Genomic DNA, 18,362 nt, shown 5'->3' on the forward strand with positions numbered 1-18,362 from the left:
ATGCAAAAAGAAGCGATCATTACGCAGATTTCTGCCGATATGGAAAATTTTCTAAACGAACATCTGCATTCGGCATTTTACGCGCTGGCATTTGACTGCAATACGGAATACGCTGAATTTCTAGTCTGTATGAACACAGAGGACGATTTCCGGCAGACGCTGCGGGACTATCAGGAGGACGACAAGCGCTACTGCACGGATGCGGCGTCCATAAAGGATCTCCGATACAATCCCGGCGATTGGGAGCATACGGATATCTCGGAGATCGAGTTATTCAGTGAAGACGAACTTGCTGCGCAATATCAGGACGATATCGAACGGCAATGCGCCGACATGCTCCAACTCGGAGATCGAGTTATTCAGTGAAGACGAACTTGCTGCGCAATATCAGGACGATATCGAACGGCAATGCGCCGACATGCTCCAACTCTGTGATGAGATTCTGGCGGCGTTTCGCGAAACGGACGTGTTCAAGCGCATACCGAAAACAGCGGACTTTATCTCGTTCTGCATCGACCATGACGAAGATCCCGCAGATGCGCTTGCAAGGGCGGGTGTGAAAGGAGCATTGGCATGAACATCATATGGGAAGCCGAGGCGAGCCGCAGCGCGGCGTATGACGGTGAAAAACGCGTCGGATTTGCAGAGATCGAGGACGAGGGCAGACGCTGGGTCATCACGCATACAGAGGTTGACCCCGCCTATGGAGGGCAGGGCATCGCACGCCGTTTGATCGAGGTGCTCATCGCGGCGGCACGCAGTGACGGGGCAAAGATCGTCCCCATCTGCTCCTATGCAGAGAAGATGATGCGCGGCAGGGAGGAATACACCGACGTGCTTGCAGACTGAGTGGAATCCGTTCGACAAAAAGGGACTGTTGCACGAAGTTAGAAAACTTCGTGCAACAGTCCCTTTTTCTGCATTTATTCTTTTCAGCCGACCGCCTTTGCCATCGCCTCACCGAGTGCCGTGCACGCAGCGAGTGCATCGTCATCCGGCTCGAGCTCGCAGGTCACACCGTCCGCGACCATTGTGCCGCCCGCCGCATTGACGCGCTCCGTCCACGTGTCCATGAACGCGCCGCCGCCCCAGCCGTATGAGCCGAACAGCCCGACCTTCACGTCCTTCAGATGGTTCTCCGCCTCGACGAAGAACGGCTCGAACTCGCCCTCGTCGAGCTCCTCCGTACCGCAGGCGGGGCAGCCCATAAGGATCCCGTCGTAGTCCGCGATGCGGTCAGCGGAGAAGTCGCCGACGCGGATGAGCTCGCCCTCCGCGCCGCCCTTTGCAACCCCTTCCATGACCGCGTTCGCCATCGCCTCGGTATTGCCCGAGCCGCTCCAAAATACAACTGCAATCTTTGCCATGTAAAAACCTCCTTTGGGATTATATTCACTTACTTTTACGATGATAACATTTCTCAGGCTCTCATGCAATCTATTTTGAAATTTTTTCTCATTACTATTTGTACTTGACAGGAATGTTATACTGTAACAAAATATCTTCTAAAATATTGAAAGGTATGATATGCAAAAAGAAACATTCAAGGTAACGGGCATGACATGCTCGGCGTGTTCGGCGCGGGTGGAACGCGCCGTAAAGAAGATGGAGGGAACGGCGGAGGTCTCCGTCAATCTCCTGACGAATACGATGACACTCGCCTATGATGCAGCAGTTACAAGTCCCGCCGCGATCATCGCCGTGGTCGAGGACGCGGGGTACGGCGCGAGCGTGAAGGGGACAGGGGGCGCACAGGCAGCTCCGCAGGGTGGAAGCACAGCGGATGCAGGGGCGGATGCCGCAGAGAGGGCAACGCGTGCCATGCGGTCGCGGCTTCTCACGTCCATCCTCTTCCTCCTGCCGACGATGTATCTTGCGATGAGCCCAATGTTCGCGATGTGGGGCATGCCCTATGCGGCGGGCTTCAAGGCGGTGTTCTGGGGTGCGGAGAATGCGCTGACGTTCGCACTCGCGCAGTTCATGCTCGTTCTCCCAATCATGTATGTGAATCGTCCATACTATGTCAATGGATTCCGTAATCTCCTGCACGGTGCGCCGAATATGGATACGCTCGTCGGGATCGGCTCGATGGCATCCGCGCTGTTCGGCGTGTTCGCGATGTTCCGCATGAGCTGGGGGCTGGGGCACGGCGATCTCGCGCTCGCGGCGGAATACAGCACGAACCTCTATTTCGAGTCGGCGGGTATGATCGTAACGCTTATCACAGTCGGTAAATATCTCGAAGCGCGGGCGAAGGGGCAGACGACGGGCGCACTCCGCGCCCTCATGCAGCTTGCACCCGCCGAGGCGACGGTCGTGCGCGGCGGCGTGGAGCAGGTCGTGCCTGTGGCGACGCTCGTCCTCGGCGATACGGTCATCGTGCGTCCCGGCGCACGCATCCCCGTGGACGGAACGGTGACGGACGGTGCGACGAGCATCGACGAATCCGCCGTGACGGGCGAATCCATGCCCGTTCCAAAAACGGAGGGAGACAGCGTGACCTCGGGCACGCTGAACGTCGAGGGGACGATTTGCTTCACCGCAACGCGGGTCGGTGAGGATACGACGATCCGTCAGCTCATCCGTCTGGTGGATGATGCGAGCGGGTCCAAGGCTCCGATCGCCCGTCTTGCCGACCGCGTCTCGGCGGTCTTTGTCCCCGTCGTGATTGCGATTGCCCTCACGGCGGGCGCCATCTGGCTCATGATGGGCGCGACGGTGGAGTTCGCATTTTCCATCACGATCTCGATTCTCGTCATCTCCTGCCCCTGTGCGCTCGGGCTTGCAACCCCCGTCGCAATCATGGTCGGTACGGGGCGCGGCGCGGCGCACGGCATTCTCATCAAGTCGGGCGAGGCATTGGAGACGGCGGGCAGCATCAGCGCGGTGCTGATGGACAAGACGGGCACGCTCACCGAGGGTCGCCCGCAGCTCGTCAGCATCCGTCCCGTCGGGATGGATGCCGACGCACTTGTCGCACTGGCGGCCGCGCTTGAGCAGGGCAGCGAGCACCCGATTGCAGCAGCGATTACGGGCTATGCTGCGGAAAAGGGGCTGACCGTCCCCGTTGCTGCGGATTTCGCGGCGGTGTTCGGCAAGGGTGTGCGTGCGCGTGTGGCGGGCGTGGACTGTGCGGCGGGCAATGCGGCACTCCTCGCGGAGCTTGGCATCCCGCTCGCGGACGCGGTTGAGACGGCGCGGGCGGAGATGGCAGAGCGCGGCGAGACGGCACTCATCGTTGTACGCGCGGGGCGCATCGTCGGCCTCCTCGGTGTGCGCGATGCGGAGAAGCCGACGAGTGCGGCGGCGGTCGCGCAGATGAAGGCGATGAACCTCATACCCGTCATGCTGACAGGCGACGATGAGCGCACGGCACGAGCGATTGCCGCGCGGCTTGGCATCACGGAAGTGATTGCGGGCGTTCTCCCTGCGGACAAACGCGCCCATGTAGAGCGTCTGCAGCGCGAGGGTCGCCGCGTCGCGATGATCGGTGACGGTGTGAACGATGCGCCTGCACTCGCGGCGGCGGATCTCGGCATCGCCATCGGCGCGGGCACGGATGTCGCCATCGACAGCGCAGACGCGGTGCTCGTGCGGAGCGACCTCCTCGATGCTGTGAGCGCGATCCGTCTGTCGCGCAGCGTCATGACCAACATCAAGCAGAACCTCTTCTGGGCATTTTTCTACAATGTCATCGGCATTCCGCTCGCGGCGGGCGTGCTCTACCCCGCCTTTGGCATCAAGCTCTCGCCCATGATTGGCGCGGCGGCGATGAGCCTGTCGAGCGTCTGCGTCGTACTGAACGCGCTGCGTCTGCGCCTGTTCGCCATCGAACACGCACCTGCAGCGGAGACGGCGCATACGCGCCATGAGGTCACGGTCAGCCCCATCGCCTTCGCGGTGGATGACATACATGAAGAAACGGCGGATACTTCCGCCGCACAGGGAAAGGAAGATTTTACCATGGAAAAGACCATCAATGTCAAGGGCATGACCTGCCCGCACTGCGTCAAGCACGTCACGAAGGCACTCAGCGGTATGGACGGAATCTCGGATGTCACCGTCAACCTCGAAGCAGGTACGGTGACCTTCACCGCCGCCCGCGACATCCCCGACACAGAACTTGCCGCCGTCCTCGACGACGCGGGCTACGAGATGGGCTGAATTTATCAGTGCTTCCTATATCATTGTGGAAGGAAAGGTGATGCCCTATGAAAAAAATGATTCCGCTCGTTCTCGCCGCATTTGCCCTCATCGTCTGCACTCCACCGAGTACAGCTCTGGCAAAGCCGTTTCCGATCTACGACTATTTGCAGAAGATCGAGAATACAGACTGGATCGTCGCCGAGACGCTGCGATGGACACCCGAGTCGGGCGCGAACCTCAAGGGGTACTATGTGTTTCACGATGCGGATGTCCGCGTTGTCACCGTGGGCGGACGCAGGATCATTCAGCTGCCTGTCCATATCCTGCGCGGGAAGAACCTGAAGCATTTCAGCAGCTTCCTCTTTTCGGTCGACCCCAAAAATCAGCTTTGGGGCATAGGCAACCCGATCAAATGGGAGCAAATCGAAGATTTTGCGCCACAGCACAAGCCCTTTGATCCCGTAACGCAGAAATGGGCGGTGAACCTCTCCGGCATGGCACAGATGGTCATGCAGCATGTCAAGTTCGACCGTCCCGATCTCTATCAGCAGCTTGATGTGACGTGGTAATGTTCTCCATACAGCGGGAAACGTCCATGTATGCGCATGGACGTTTTTCTATGCACTAAAGGAAGCACTGATAAATTCAGCACCGCCGTCTTAGCACATCTTTTTCGCCCTGCCATCGTCGACAAATCCTCCACATAGCTTTGGCTATGCGTCCGGTTTGTCTCCTTGACAGGACAAAAAATCTGCACCAATCCGACGGACTTCATTTTATCAGCGATTCCCTAAAGAAAAGTATCCTCACATAGATTTACAAAATGACAGATTTATTCTACAATAAGAAAATCAATCTGTGAGGTGACGATGATGGAGGAAAGACTTGACACATCGCGACGCTCGGTGTTTATGGCTGGCGTACACGATGGCGTGCCGATTGCGCTCGGCTACTTCGTCGTGGCGTTCACGCTCGGTATTCTCGCGAAGACGGCGGGGCTGACCCCGTGGCAGGGCTTCGTGACGAGTGCGGTCAACATCGCCTCGGCGGGCGAGTACGCGGGCTTTACGGTGATTGCGGCACAAGCACCCTACCTTGAGATCGCCGTGCTGACGCTCGTTGCAAATGCACGCTACTTCCTCATGGCGGCGGCACTGACGCAGCGGTTCGCACCCGAGACATCGCTCCTCCATCGGCTCGCCGTGAGCTTCGGCGTGACGGATGAGATCTTCGGCATCACGGTCGCGCGCGGCGGAGCCGTGAGTCCCTACTACAACTACGGTGCAATGGCGATCTCCGTGCCCGCGTGGGCGGCAGGCACGTCGGCGGGCATCCTCGCGGGCGGCATCCTCCCCTCCGCCGTTGTCTCCGCACTCTCGGTCGCCCTCTACGGGATGTTCGTCTGGGTCGTCCTCCCCGCCGCGAAGCGGAGCCGCCCCATCGGCGGCATGGTGCTGGCGAGCTGCGTTCTCTCGCTCGCGGCAACCTATGCACCCGTCACGAGCGAGCTCTCGGGCGGCACGCGCACGATCCTCCTCACCCTGCTGATCGCAGGGGTGGGCGCGGCGCTCTTCCCCGTCCACGAGGAAGAGGAGGCAGAACATGAATGACATCTGGCTATACATCGCGGTCATGAGCGCGGTGACACTTGCGATTCGTCTGACCCCCGCCCTCCTCCTGCGGCGCGAGATCAAGAATGTATTTGTCCGCTCCTTCCTCTTCTACGTTCCCTATGTGACGCTTGCCGTCATGACCTTCCCTGCGATTGTGGAGGCGACCCGTACCCCCGTCGCGGGCGCGGCGGCATTCGTCTTTGCCCTCTATCTCGCGTGGAACGGCGCGAGCCTCTTTCGCTGTGCGGCAGGGGCATCCGTGATGGTGCTGATCGTGGAGGGAATTGTGTTTTCGCTGTAAAAAAGAGCTGCGCGCGCGGCTCTTTTTCTATGTCATAAAGTTTTAAGAATCGACTGATAAAATGAGAATTGGAGGTGAATGCATGGATTTCGACTGCTGGACAAGTCTCAAAATCGGAGAAGCATCCTACATCATCGCAGAAAAGATCCGCTACAAGGAGAAAACATCAGATGATGTATGGACAGAGTATGGACTTATCACAGACAAAAGTGATGTGCGTCTCTGGCTGAGCATCGCAGAAGATGGACTATCGTGCAGCCTCTCCTCCCCTGTGGGAAACAAAATGCCGAAGGGCTACCGTCTCCATGACAGCGGCACAGAGGTCGTAACGGGTGTATGGGGCGATACGGATGCCTCCGTCGGCGATGAGACGGAATACGAACAGTATGAAAGTGCAGACGGCAACGCAACCTTCTTTGTCGAACATTGGAACGGCAGGCGCAGCAGCTCCGCGGGACGAAAGATCTCCGCCGCTGTCATCGTCGCAGACACGGATGTCGGTGCGCGGCAGAGAGCACGAGCGGTGTATCTGCGCTCGGGGCTGCGCGATTTAGCCGTCCATGCGGGCTCAGGTCTGGCTGCCGTCGGCATCGTCCTTTTCTTCCTATCCGGCGTGCCCGACTTCGACACGCGGGACTGGCATGATTTCCGCCGCTTCGTCAGCATGCCCTATGCGCTGCATGAGCGGCTCTCAGATGCCCCCTACTACAAGGAGGGGGCTGCGGAGAACGGTACACGGCTCTATGCGGCGCAGATCGACGACGGTACGGCTGCCCTCGACCTCATCGAGGGGGTGGACGGTATGGTGCAGGATGCCTTTATCGAAAAGGCCGCTGCGGATGCCCCGCTCGTGATTCGCACACAACAGGAGACTGCACGCATTACGAGCGCAGCGGACGGCACAACGCACATCATCCTCACGGAGACAACGCCCGACCTCACACCTGCTGCCGAAAAACTGGAACGCGGCTACGTCCTCATGCGTTATGCCGAGCTTGTACGCACGGGCGATCAGCGCGGGCGTGCCGGCGTGGTGCTGCAGGAAAGTCCGAGGGTCGACACTCCCTCTGCCGCACCTGCGGATAGAGCGGCAACGGCAGCAGCACCCCCTACGACTGCGCCCGCACCGACCACCTCCGCGAGCGAGGAGACACCGCGCCGAATGCGCCATCTTGCACACTGACTGCACCGCTCTGCGGGCAATGATATGAAAGACAGGAGAACCCACATGATCGATCTGTCCACCCTGATGCTTACCGTATTCTATGCCGCATTCGGCATTCTGCTCATGGTTGTATCCAACATTGTGATCGACCTATTCATCCCCGGCGATTTCGCCGCCGAGATTCGGCGCGGCAACCGTGCGGTCGCATGGCTGTCGGCGGGCTCGTTCATCGGCATCGGTGAGATCCTGCGTGCTGTCATCATGTCTCCCACATACGAGGCGTTGACGGCGGACTTCGTGCAGGGAGTTGTCGCAAGTGCCGTCTACGCCGCCGTCGGCATCCTCTGCTTCATCGTCGGTTTTTTCATTATCAACGCGTGGCACCGCAAATATGAGCTTGCCGCCGAGATTCAGCGCGGCAATACGGCAGCGGGCATCTTCGTGTTCGGGATCTTCGTCGGGCTGTCGCTCGTCATCAGCGGCGCAGTGCATTGAGGTGATTCTGCATGGAAAACATAGGGCGCAAGGCAGCCATTCTCGCCGCTGCATTTGCCTCCGTCGGAGCACTTGGCGCGGCATACGTCTATCGCCATGACATCGCTTTTTCCATCGCTGATGCCGTGCATCCCGAGTGGAATGCGGGCGAGGCGCGGCTTGCGGATGCCTATGACCGCCGCTATACTCTTCTCAACAACGGCGACGGTACGGAGACCGCGCTCTATGACGACAGCACTGCCGTCACCTTTCGCCACGACGGCGCGGGCGACCTCGTCTGGCTCTACGGCACGGCAAGTCTCCTCGCCCCCCTCGCGCCGAACTATTTCGCATTTCACGGATTTTCCTACGCGGGCGGCACAATGGATCTCGCGCAGATGACCTACCGCGCAAACGCTCCGCTCACGCCGCTGCCAAAAAAATATACCGCATCCGGCACGGGCACACATGCACACGGGATAAATCACAGCTATGCGGGGCGCGGCAACTACAACGAGCGAAAGAGTTCCCAGTCGGGCGAGGTCAGTCGCAGATCCGGCTTCGGACAGGCGGGCATCCGCTCCTCGGGAGGTTCGTAACGTGAGCAGCACACACAAAGAGACCTACATCGACGCACTTGACCCGACAATCTTCACCTATATCCAATACGGTGACTATGCTGACCGCTACCCCACACATACGGTGCAGGAGTTCCCACAGGAGTTCTATGACGAGATGCGCCGTGCCTCAGCGGGGCTGTTTCACATCTTCTGCAAGGCAGCGCAGGTGCTGCAAAACGCTCCCGACGACTTTGCGCGTGCGATGGATCTGCCACGCGAACTGCTTCCCTATCTGCGCATACCGAATGCGTTCGGACTGCCGACGTGGCTCTCGCGCTTTGACTTTGTCCTCGACGAGAAAGGGCATATCCGCATGGTCGAGATCAATGCGGATACGCCCTGTTTTATTGTAGAATCCTTCTATGCCAATGGGGTTGCGGCAGCGTACCATGGCCGACGTGACCCGAACGCGGGGGCACGGGCGCAGCTGCGGGATTTCCTCACGCACATCCACAATCAGCTTGCTGCACCCATCGCCGATTTAAAGCGACAAACGCTCACGCACCGCCCCTTCGTATTCAGCTGCTTCGACGACTATCCCGAGGATCTGGCAACGACGCGCTTCCTCATGGAGCAGATGCAGGAGGGGGTTCCGCACGGCGATATCCGCTTTCTCTCGTTCTACGAGATGGAGATTGACGATGAGGGGATCCCTCTCATAGACAGCAGATATGCGACAGCACTCTATCGCCTGCACCCGATGGAGATATTGATTGATGAGTGCACAGCGGACGGTGAACCGCTCGGTGCGATATTTCTGGATTTATATAAGGAAGGAAAATTTGCATTGATGAATCCGCCCGAGGCGATTCTCCTGCAAAACAAGTCCTTTATGGCACTCGTCTATGCACTCGCGCGGACGGAGCAGTTCCTAACCGCCGAGGAGTGTGCGCTTGTTCGCCGCTATCTCGTCCCCTCGTATTTCGAGGAGGATTTTGCCGCGCTCATGGACGGCACATACATCCGCAAAGAGATCTGGGGGCGCGAGGGGAAGAACGTCCGTCTGGTCGAAAAGCAGGGCGAGCACGCGAAAACCGTGCACGAGAAGCAGCCCGACAACGCGGACGAGATCATCTGCCGCGAGAGCCGCGCGGCGATGTATCAGGACTTTGTCCGTCAACCGCGCTTCGTCCATACCGTCGACTCCGGCACGATCGACGGCTGTCTGACCCTCTCGTGCTTCATGCTCTTTGACACGCCCTCTGCCGTCGGCGCACGTTTCTCCCCCGCCGAGATCGCGGGCACAGAGGCATACTTTTTGCCGCTTGTCGTGAGGGAATAATGGGCCAAAGAAAAACGGAACAGGCTTTTTGCCTATTCCGTTCATCGAAACTTTGTGCTATAATGTACTTAAGTGACTGACAAGGTTCGGCCTCCCTCAGGGGAGGTGATGCATGTGACGCTTTATGAAAAGCTGTCGCTTCTAGTTGCAGTGCTCACACTCATAACTAGCATCATTTTCAATCTGCTACACCTGTAAGCAGAAAAAAGAACCGTACGCGGTTACGCCGGCTCCTTCTTCAAGTACCAAAATACTAGGGAGAGACCGACGTCACTACTCGTCAGTCACTCTTTTTGTGTCTTTATTATATCGTTACAACAAAAGATTGTCAAGCGCGCTCTCTGCTCCGCTCCCAATAGCTTCCCGCGAGGAAGAGAACGAGCGAGGCGGTGATGCCGACGGCGATGGGGTGCAGTCCGAGCGGTTTGAATCCCACCGCCATCGCCGCGCAGTAGATGAGCGTGCCGCCGCCCATTGCGGCGAGTGCGCCCGTGCGCCGCGCCCATGTGGTAAAGAGCCCAAAGACGAGCACCCAGAAGAATGCCGTCTCAAGCCCGCCGAACGCGAACATATTGATGAGCCAGATGAGCGACGGCGGCGCAATGGCAAGCACGAACACGATGATGCCGAGCGTGGCGGTGACACCCATCGAGAGCCGGCGCAGCGTCTTTTCCTCGACGCATTTGCCGCGCTGCTGCTGATGGTGGAGGTAGACATCCTTCACCACCGCCGACGAGGCGACGATAAGCACGCCCGAGATGGTGGAGATCGACGCCGCCAAGGGGCCGATGATGGCAAATCCGAGGAGTTCGGGGGGCATGACCTGCGCCATGAGCTGTGGGATGACACTGTCCACACCACCGAGTGCCTTTGCATCGACACCGAGCACCCCACGTCCGAGGACTCCGACGAGGTTCACGGCGATGTTCATAAAGGCGATGACGACCGTGCCAATAATCATGGCGCGGTGCATATCGCGGCTGCTCCGATAGCTGATGCCGCGCACAACCGACTGCGGCAGGGCAATCGTGAGTGCCCCAACGAGCAGCCACTGTGAGATATAGAGGGAGATGGGCATACGTCCCGCTGCCGTCGGTGTCAGCATCTCGGGATGTGCCGCACGCAGATTCGCCAGAATCGCTGCAAGACCGCCGCCCGCCTCAAGTACATAGTAAAACAGCAGGACGATGCCGAGCATCATGACAATCGCACAGCAGGTATCTGTCAGTGCAACGGCACGAAATCCGCCGATCGACGTATAGACAACAACCACAATACCAAACAGCACCAGACCGAGCTCATAGCTGTAGCCCGTGACGGCGGCAAAGAGCTGCGCCCCGCCGACGAACTGTGCGACCATCGACGCGGCAAAGAAAACCACGATGGCGAATGCCGCGAGTGCCGCAAGAGCGTCCGACTGATAGCGGTGACGGATGATATCGACAATGGTGACAGCGTGGATGCGCCGCGCCAGACGTGCGACCTTCTTGCCGAAGATGCCGAGCACGAGGAAGATCGTCATGGTCTGGATGACCGCCATGTAGATCCAGCCAAAGCCGATCTCGTACGCCATACCCGGCCCGCCGACAAACGAGCTGACCGAGCTGTAGGTCGCGACCATCGTCATCGCGAGCACGAACGCGCCAAGTGTCTGCCCGCCGACGAAGTAGCCCGAGAGGAAGCCACCCGCGTGACTTTGCCGCCGCACATAGATGCCGAGCGCGAGCATTGCCGCCATGAAGCCGAGGAGCGGCAGGAGCACCATGAGATTCCCGTTCATCGTGCCGCCCCCTCTCCGCGTTCATCGAGGGGGACGTCCTCCGCTGCAAATGCCAGATAGACGGCGAGCACAGCCCCCACGGCGAGCACGCCGACACTCGACGTAACCGCCCAGAGTGGGAATCCCGCGATTGTCACATCGACCTCTGCAAGACCGAAGCCAAGCACCGTCCAGAGGACGGCAAAGAGAATACCTGCGGCAGCGGTACGCCTCGCCTCGCGAGCGATGGCGTCCGCCGCCTTTTTTTCATCGTGCATGATGAACCTCCTATACAGTTGTGCCGTCGGAGGCTCTCACTCTCCGCAGCATCCCGAGCGCTGCCGGCACATCGGCGACACTCTCACAAATACCGCCCTATCCTACCACACCTTTGAGATATGCGCAATCGTTCTTTATTCAAAATTTTCTTTGTTCAGCCGATCCATTAGTCATATATACGGCCTTCAACGGTCATAGATTTTTGGTTTAAAATGATAAAACTCCTTGATTCTGCCCTAAAAAAAGTATAAAATTGAAGATATCTATTAAATATATGAAATGGAGGAAGAATTTTGGGAATTAAACAAAAATTGTTGCTGATGGGCGTACTCATGGCACTGCTCGTCGTGGCAATCTGCGGCATCGGCTACTACAAAGCGCAGAAAGCTCTTACAGAGAGCATCTCAGGGGAAGTTGAGGCACTCCTCGACGTCCAGGCGGCGGATCTCAACGCCTGGCTTGCACGGAAGGAGCAGCTGGCGGTGAGCGCTGCGAACCTGCTCGAGGCATACGACGGCAATCCTGTCATGATGGATCGCGAGATGATGAGTCTCGCCTCCAACGACAAGGAGGTACTTGATCTCGCGAACGGTGCGGAAGATGGGCGTTTCATCAGCTGGACTGACGGGGACATCTCCGACACCGACCCGCGCGGCCGCGATTGGTACAAGCAGGCGAAGGCGGCCGGCAAGCCGCTCTTCACCGAGGTCTATCAGGATGCCATCTCGAAGAAGATGATCGTCTCTGTCGCTGTTCCATACTATGGGAAGGACGGCGCATTCGCGGGCGCGATCTGCTCCGACATCACACTCGATACACTCGGAGAGCGCGTTACACATCTGAAATACCACGGGGAGGGAGAGGGCATCATCATTGACCCGAACGGCCTCATCATTGCCTCTACCGAGGGAATGGCAATGCACAAGGCAGAGGAGAACCCTGTGCTCAAGGAGCGCCTGCCCGAGATGCGCGAGAAAAAGAACGGCTACTTCGCCATGGAAAAGGACGGCGAGGAGCAGATCATCGCCTATGCGACGGTTCCCTCCACCGGCTGGATTGTCGCTGTCGCCGTACCTGAGAGTGTCGCCTTTGCACAGCTCGCAAGCCTCAAGATGACCTACAGCGTGCTGAGCCTCATTGGTATCCTGCTCGTGGCGGGCATCATCTTTGCACTCCTGCGCTTTGCTACGACCATCACGGGGGCGACCGGACGTCTCATGCACCACGTCGATGCCCTCGCCAAGGGCGATCTCGGCCTCGATGACCTGCCGGTCACCTCGCAGGATGAGCTTGGGCAGCTTGCCGCGAACTTCAACACGATGATGAAGAACATTCGCAACGTCATCCGCCAGGTCGCGGGCACCGCCGAGCAGCTTGCCGCCGCCTCTGAGCAGCTCACGGCGGGGGCGCATCAGACCGCCGAGGCGGCGACCGAGATCGCGGGGACTGTCAGCGCCGTCGCCGACGGCACAGAGCGTCAGCTGGACAGCCTCGCGGGCGCGAAGAAGAACATCGACATCGTCTCGGGCGACATCGAGCGTGTCACGCACGAGGCGGAGCGCGTCGCGGGCAGCTCGACCGCGACCGCCGAGGCCGCCGAAAAGGGCGAGAGCCTCATGAACGACGCCATGGCAAAGATGAACGGCATCGAGCAGAGCGTCCTGCGCTCCGCCGAGGTCGTCGAGAAACTCGGCGAGAGCTCCAAGCAGATCGGCGAGATCGTCGAGACCATCTCCGCCATCGCCGACCAGACCAACCTCCTCGCCCTCAACGCCGCCATCGAGGCAGCGCGTGCGGGTGAGACGGGACGCGGTTTCGCCGTCGTCGCCGAGGAGGTCCGAAAGCTCGCCGAACAGTCGCGTGAGGCGGCCGACCAGATCAAGGAGCGCATCGCGGGCGTCCAGCGCGACACCGCACAGGCAGTTGCCGCCATGCAGAGCGGCACGAGCGAAGTGCAGGCGGGCACGGCTGCCATCCGCGAGGTCGGCACACAGTTCGAGAACATCACGCGCATGGTCGACGAGATGAAGGAGCAGATCGCGAACATCAACAAGTCCATGCAGACCGTCACACATGGCACGGAGCTGATTATCCAGTCCGCCACCACAGTGGGTGAGATTACGGAGAAAACGGCGGAGAATATGCAGAGCATCTCCTCCTCGTCCGAGTCGCAGTCCGCATCGAGCGAGGAGATCGCCTCCGCATCCCAGTCGCTCGCAACGCTTGCGACCGACCTCCAGAACACAACAAACAAGTTCAAGCTCTGAGCATAAATGAGATGTGGGGCTGCTGCACGAAGACATTTTCTTCTTCGTGTAGCAGCTCCATTTGATTGGAAAGAAAGGCGCACGCATGACCGACATCATCGACATCCACACGCACAGCATCGCCAGTATGCACGCCTACAGCACGATCCGTGAGATCGCGACGATGGCAAAGGAGAAGGGGCTCGCCCTCGTCGGCATCTCCGACCATGCGCCCGCGCTGCCCGGCACGTTTCACGAGATGTACTTTCGCAACTTCAAGGTCATCCGCCCCGCCGCCTACGGCATCGACATCATCATGGGCGCGGAGCTGAACATCATGGACTACGAGGGCGGCGTCGATCTGCCTGAGCGCGTCCTGCAGAAAATGCACTATGCCATCGCAAGTCTGCACGATGTCGTGATTGCGCCCGGCACACAGGAGGAGAATACACGCGCCCTCCTCGGTGCAATGGCAAATCCCTACGTCACGGTCATCGGACACCCCGACAACCCCGCCTACCCCGTGGACTTCGATGCGCTTGCCCGTGCCGCCGCCGCAGAGCACGTCCTCATCGAGGCAAACAACGCCTCGCACAACCCGGACGGCCCGCGCAAGGGCTCGGAACTCCTCGCACGGGATCTCCTTGCCGCCTGCCGCCGTCACGGCGCACACATCCTCATCGGCAGCGACGCGCACATCGACATCGATGTCGGCGAGCACAGTCATACGCACGCCATTCTCGCGGACATTGATTTCCCCGAGGAACTCGTGCTGAACAGAGATCCCGCCCGCCTCAAGGCATGGATTGCAGTGCGTCACGCACGAAACGGCGTACATGGATTAAAATATTTTTCTTAATTGTTTTCTTTTTATAGTTATTTATATATATTTATCGTTATTTATTTTATAAATACAAAGAAGCTGCCTCCACCGAAAATAAATCGGCGGAGGCAGCTTCTTTTTTTATCCGATCATCAGAAGTCGTATGTCAGACCGAGCCAGTAGCTGCGGCGGGAGAGATACGAGCCGCCCGCGATGCCGTCCGCGTCGATCTCGTCATAGTAGTCGCCGTACTTCGTGCCGTCTGCCGCTGTTCTTGTCTGGTCGAAGTTGCGGTTCAGCAGATTGTTGACGGCGAACTGCATGGAGAGCCCGTCACGCAACTTGTGCGTCACGCCCATGTTGAGGACGGTGAACGGACGATAGTGCGAGGCGATCCCCGCTGCCTGCTTCGAGCGGTACATCCCACTGCGGTACTGCGCACTGAGCCAGACATCCGTCGCATCCGTCGGCATCCAGTCGAGTCTCAGGTTGACCGCCTGCTTCGGCGTGGAGCGCAGCGGCTGACCGACATTCTTGCCGCTCTTTATCTGACTGGTGAGCAGCGTCCAGTTCAGTCCCGCCGTCACCTTCGGTGCGATCGCGAACTTCGTTCCGACCTCTACGCCGTGGATGCGTGCCTTGCCGACATTCTCATAGGTGCGGACATCGCCGACACCCGCGACACTCACCGCATCACTGAGGTCGATCTTGTTCTTGAAATCCGTATGGAAGAACGTCACGTGTGCATCCGTATCGTGCTCGTTGTGGTAGTAGAACCCGATTTCCTCCGTCGTCGACTTCTCCGGCTTCAGCCCCGTATTGCCGCGATAGATCTCGCCCGTGATATTGAGGTGGATGTCCACGGGCGCGGACTGGAGCATCGTCGGAGCTTTGTAGCCCGTTGCAACGCCGCCCTTCACCGTGAAGTTGCGGTTCGGCATATAGATGAGGTAGCCGCGCGGGCTGAGATTGTCGTCGTAGTCCTCGGGGTGGTCGTAGCGCAGACCGTAGGTAAAGACGAGCTTCTTCGTGAGTGCCCACGTATCCTCGCCGTAGAGCGCCCAGCTCGAACGCGAGAGGCTGCCGTTGTCGTTCGAGCTGCGCTGACGCATCATGTTTCGGAACATTGCCTGCTGCGCGGGCGGCAGCATCGACAGAGAGATGGGGCTCATCTGCCGCTTCAGATGGTAGTCCACGCCCTCGCGCTGCCAGCGTGCCCCAACCGCCAGTGTGTGATCGTCGCCGAGCGGCGTGACATACTTCGTGTCGAACGTCACAAAGTCATTCTTCACGTTGTTGCGGATCTGTGAGCGGATCGGAATGCGCAGCGGCAGGATGTTCGGCTTTGCCGTCCCCGTCATATCCGCATCGAGGTGCATCTCGTTGCGCAGGAAGGACAGGGTATTCGTCCACGTTCCCTCCTTGCCGACCTTGTTCTCCGCGCCGAGCACGATCTTCATGCGGTCGAACCGCTGCGCGACATCGCCGTCGAGCTTCGTCACCACCTCTGCGTACGGCGGCGCGGGCGGGGAGGGGGGCTTCATTTTGCCGCGCTGAGCAAAATCACCGTCGCGCATATTCTGCCCGCGATCGATATCGAGATAGTAGCTGTGCCCTGCGGCGGGTGTGTAGGTCACGCGCGTCCCGAGATTCCAGTTGTCGTAGTCGCGCTTTTCCTTGTCCACACCGAATGCTGACGGGCCGCGTTTCAGATAGCTGCCGCGCATCTGCATCCCGACCTTGCCGCGCGTAATGGGCCCCGCCACGTTGAAGTTGTACTTCATCGTGTTCGACTTGTCGTCCGTCGTCTCAAGGATACTGCCGACGGAGACAGAGCCGTGGAACTCGTCCGTCACTTTCTTTGTGATGATGTTGATGAGACCGCCCATCGCATCCGAGCCGTAGAGTGTCGACATCGGGCCGCGCACCACTTCGATGCGCTCGATCTGGCTCGGTGTGGGCAGGCTCGTGTTCGCGAGCTGGTTGAAGCTGCGCATCATCCCGCCCGCGATGCCGGGTCCCACCTGCGCCACCCCATCCACGAGGAGCAGCGTATAGCCGTCGTCCATCCCGCGAATCGAGACTGCGGGCGTATCGAACCGCCCCGTCGCGCCGAACGTGTCGACACCCTCCACCATATCAAGCACCTGACGGAGATCTGTATAGCCGCGTTGCGCGATCTCATCCGCCTTGATGACCGAGATACTCGCGGGCGCAAAGCGCACATCCTCCTCAAAGCCCGATGCCGTCACCACAACGGGAGCTGTCTCATAGCCTTCTTTCTGCGCCTGCGTATCCTCTGCATAGACGGCGTGCACCGTGCCCGAAAGTGTGAGCGCGACCGCCGCCGCAAGAGCCCTCTGCTTTGTCATTCGCATACGATTCCTCCTCATCTGTCCGACACATGGATGCCTTCGTTCGCTCTCCTGATCCACCTACTTTTTGCTGACGATGGCGATGTATGAAAACTCCTTGTTGTGGTCAAAGAAGAAGTTGAACATCTTGCGGAAGCGGTCGAGGTTCTCCGTCCGCAGCCCGTTGCGGATGATCTTCATCGCACCGTCGAATCCCTCGTCGCGCACGAGCCCCGCAGGATCGAGCAGTGTCATATCGCCCGTCTGTACCTCGATGGCAAAGCCCGCGTCGCGGAAGAGCTTCTCCCAGAGCGCGTGCGGGAGCGGATCGACGTTCACATTGATCGCACGGGAGATGCCCGCACGCAGCTCCGCCGCCTCTGCCTCATCCGTCACGCGCAGCGCGACATCGTGCGTGAGGAGGATGCCGCCCGGCTTCAGCACACGGAAGTACTCGCCAATCGCCTTCGCCTTGTTCTCGCGCGGCAGCATCGTGAGCATCGCCTCATTGATGACCACATCGAACGACGCATCGGGGAACGGCAGCGCGAGGGCATTCCCCTCCACCACATCGATCACATCGCCGAGGCCGTGCTTCTCGATATTCGCACGCGCCTTCTCGAGCGCCTTCGGATTCATGTCCAGCCCCGTGATGCGGCAGCCGTGCGTCTCTGCCAGGGCGACCATCGTCGTGCCCATGTTGCACGCGACCTCAAGCACGCGCGTATCTGCCGTAAAGTCAACGTGGCCGAGCAGCCACTCCGTCGCCTCGCGTCCACCCGGACGCAGCCGCGTCTTGCCCAGACGCGCAAGGAATTCATGTCCCGGCTCGTGCATCTTTTCCTCTGTCATCGCTATCGCTCCCATCTATATAATTGAAAACATCTATCATCGATGCGTTCATTATAGATGAGAATGCTTCGCGATTCTGTTGCAATAGTCACATGCTGAAAAAAACGCAAAAAAAGAACGCCTTGATCGGCCAAGGCGCTCCTCATATAAAAAGGGGCGACCGCCCCTCTTTTTTCAATTCTCCCCGTCGCTCCACGATGTATCCGTAAAGAGATCGAGCGACTCGCCGGGCAGCGCACGCTGCGCGGAGATCTCGAACGGGACGCGCTGCTCGCGCACGCAGGCGATGGCAAACATGTTGATCGCCGTAGACATATTCATGCCGACTGCGCCGCAGAAGGTCTCGAAGTTCTTTTTGAGTTCAGCGTCCATGCGAATGCTAATGCTGGTCTGTGCCATGTAGGACATCTCCTTTACAATTCCATATTCCCTCACAGCCAGAATACCA

19 protein-coding genes are annotated in these 18,362 nt (G+C 59.1%); 13 read left to right on the forward strand and 6 right to left on the reverse strand.

Annotated features, from left to right (window positions below):
• From H1B31_RS11340 to H1B31_RS02215, 3 genes are read left to right on the forward strand one after another with little or no spacing between them, the layout of a single operon-like run.
• A complete protein-coding gene (locus H1B31_RS11340; RefSeq protein WP_226372128.1) occupies positions 1-366 on the forward strand; it encodes a DUF4303 domain-containing protein in 366 nt (121 codons plus the stop codon).
• Positions 367-418: 52 nt separating this feature from the next.
• On the forward strand, positions 419-577 hold the full coding sequence (locus tag H1B31_RS11345) for a hypothetical protein (protein WP_226372129.1): 159 nt from the start codon (positions 419-421) through the stop codon (positions 575-577).
• Positions 574-849, forward strand: coding sequence for a GNAT family N-acetyltransferase (locus tag H1B31_RS02215; protein ID WP_185980732.1), 276 nt, complete (start codon positions 574-576; stop codon positions 847-849). Before H1B31_RS11345 ends, H1B31_RS02215 begins: the two co-directional genes overlap by 4 nt.
• Before the next feature lie 83 nt (positions 850-932).
• Here H1B31_RS02215 and H1B31_RS02220 read toward each other — a convergent pair whose 3' ends face one another.
• Positions 933-1,367 carry a flavodoxin gene (locus H1B31_RS02220; RefSeq protein ID WP_185980733.1) on the reverse strand — a complete coding sequence of 145 codons (435 nt, stop codon included), beginning with the start codon at positions 1,365-1,367 and terminating at the stop codon, positions 933-935.
• Between the two features lie 160 nt (positions 1,368-1,527).
• Here H1B31_RS02220 and H1B31_RS02225 point away from each other — a divergent pair, with 160 nt between their 5' ends.
• The 8 genes from H1B31_RS02225 (at position 1,528) to H1B31_RS02260 (ending at position 9,601) form a co-directional block, all read left to right on the forward strand.
• Positions 1,528-4,164: a heavy metal translocating P-type ATPase gene (locus H1B31_RS02225; RefSeq protein WP_185980734.1), complete on the forward strand. Its 2,637-nt coding sequence runs from the start codon at positions 1,528-1,530 to the stop codon at positions 4,162-4,164.
• 47 nt (positions 4,165-4,211) lie between these two features.
• Positions 4,212-4,715, forward strand: a complete 504-nt coding sequence (locus tag H1B31_RS02230; RefSeq protein ID WP_185980735.1) for a hypothetical protein — start codon at positions 4,212-4,214, stop codon at positions 4,713-4,715.
• Positions 4,716-5,015: 300 nt separating this feature from the next.
• Positions 5,016-5,756 (forward strand): AzlC family ABC transporter permease, encoded by a 741-nt coding sequence (locus H1B31_RS02235; RefSeq protein ID WP_009441530.1) that lies wholly within the window; start codon positions 5,016-5,018, stop codon positions 5,754-5,756.
• Complete coding sequence (locus H1B31_RS02240) at positions 5,749-6,060, forward strand: AzlD domain-containing protein (protein WP_009441531.1); 312 nt, start codon at positions 5,749-5,751, stop codon at positions 6,058-6,060. Before H1B31_RS02235 ends, H1B31_RS02240 begins: the two co-directional genes overlap by 8 nt.
• An 82-nt stretch (positions 6,061-6,142) precedes the next feature.
• Entirely contained in the window at positions 6,143-7,243 is a 1,101-nt protein-coding gene (locus tag H1B31_RS02245) for a DUF4178 domain-containing protein (protein WP_185980736.1), read from the forward strand.
• A 45-nt stretch (positions 7,244-7,288) separates the two neighbouring features.
• Positions 7,289-7,720: a DUF350 domain-containing protein gene (locus tag H1B31_RS02250; RefSeq protein WP_037346792.1), complete on the forward strand. Its 432-nt coding sequence runs from the start codon at positions 7,289-7,291 to the stop codon at positions 7,718-7,720.
• 11 nt (positions 7,721-7,731) lie between these two features.
• Positions 7,732-8,298: a hypothetical protein gene (locus H1B31_RS02255; protein WP_185980737.1), complete on the forward strand. Its 567-nt coding sequence runs from the start codon at positions 7,732-7,734 to the stop codon at positions 8,296-8,298.
• 1 nt (position 8,299) lies between these two features.
• Positions 8,300-9,601 (forward strand): glutathionylspermidine synthase family protein, encoded by a 1,302-nt coding sequence (locus H1B31_RS02260; protein WP_185980738.1) that lies wholly within the window; start codon positions 8,300-8,302, stop codon positions 9,599-9,601.
• A gap of 328 nt (positions 9,602-9,929) precedes the next feature.
• On the opposite strand, the gene panF is transcribed toward H1B31_RS02260, so the two are convergent.
• Both panF and H1B31_RS02270 read right to left on the reverse strand, forming a co-directional pair.
• Positions 9,930-11,381, reverse strand: a complete 1,452-nt coding sequence (gene panF, locus H1B31_RS02265; protein ID WP_185980739.1) for a sodium/pantothenate symporter — start codon at positions 11,379-11,381, stop codon at positions 9,930-9,932.
• Positions 11,378-11,638, reverse strand: coding sequence for a DUF997 family protein (locus H1B31_RS02270; RefSeq protein WP_185980740.1), 261 nt, complete (start codon positions 11,636-11,638; stop codon positions 11,378-11,380). The genes panF and H1B31_RS02270 overlap by 4 nt, the downstream gene beginning before the upstream one ends.
• Positions 11,639-11,932: 294 nt before the next feature.
• On the opposite strand from H1B31_RS02270, the gene H1B31_RS02275 reads away from it, so the two are divergent.
• Positions 11,933-13,906: a methyl-accepting chemotaxis protein gene (locus H1B31_RS02275; protein WP_185980741.1), complete on the forward strand. Its 1,974-nt coding sequence runs from the start codon at positions 11,933-11,935 to the stop codon at positions 13,904-13,906.
• An 85-nt stretch (positions 13,907-13,991) separates the two neighbouring features.
• Positions 13,992-14,744, forward strand: coding sequence for a phosphatase (locus tag H1B31_RS02280; protein ID WP_185981207.1), 753 nt, complete (start codon positions 13,992-13,994; stop codon positions 14,742-14,744).
• Between the two features lie 116 nt (positions 14,745-14,860).
• Here the strand turns inward: H1B31_RS02280 and H1B31_RS02285 are convergent, their stop codons facing one another.
• The 3 genes from H1B31_RS02285 to H1B31_RS02295 all read right to left on the reverse strand — a co-directional run bounded on the left by H1B31_RS02285 (position 14,861) and on the right by H1B31_RS02295 (position 18,313).
• Complete coding sequence (locus H1B31_RS02285) at positions 14,861-17,086, reverse strand: TonB-dependent receptor domain-containing protein (protein WP_226372130.1); 2,226 nt, start codon at positions 17,084-17,086, stop codon at positions 14,861-14,863.
• 57 nt (positions 17,087-17,143) lie between these two features.
• A complete protein-coding gene (locus tag H1B31_RS02290) occupies positions 17,144-17,914 on the reverse strand; it encodes a class I SAM-dependent methyltransferase (RefSeq protein ID WP_185980742.1) in 771 nt (256 codons plus the stop codon).
• Positions 17,915-18,088: 174 nt separating this feature from the next.
• Positions 18,089-18,313: a type II toxin-antitoxin system RelB/DinJ family antitoxin gene (locus H1B31_RS02295; RefSeq protein WP_185980743.1), complete on the reverse strand. Its 225-nt coding sequence runs from the start codon at positions 18,311-18,313 to the stop codon at positions 18,089-18,091.
• Positions 18,314-18,362: the final 49 nt, after the last annotated feature.

Source organism: Selenomonas timonae (assembly GCF_014250475.1).
Taxonomy (GTDB): domain Bacteria; phylum Bacillota; class Negativicutes; order Selenomonadales; family Selenomonadaceae; genus Centipeda; species Centipeda timonae.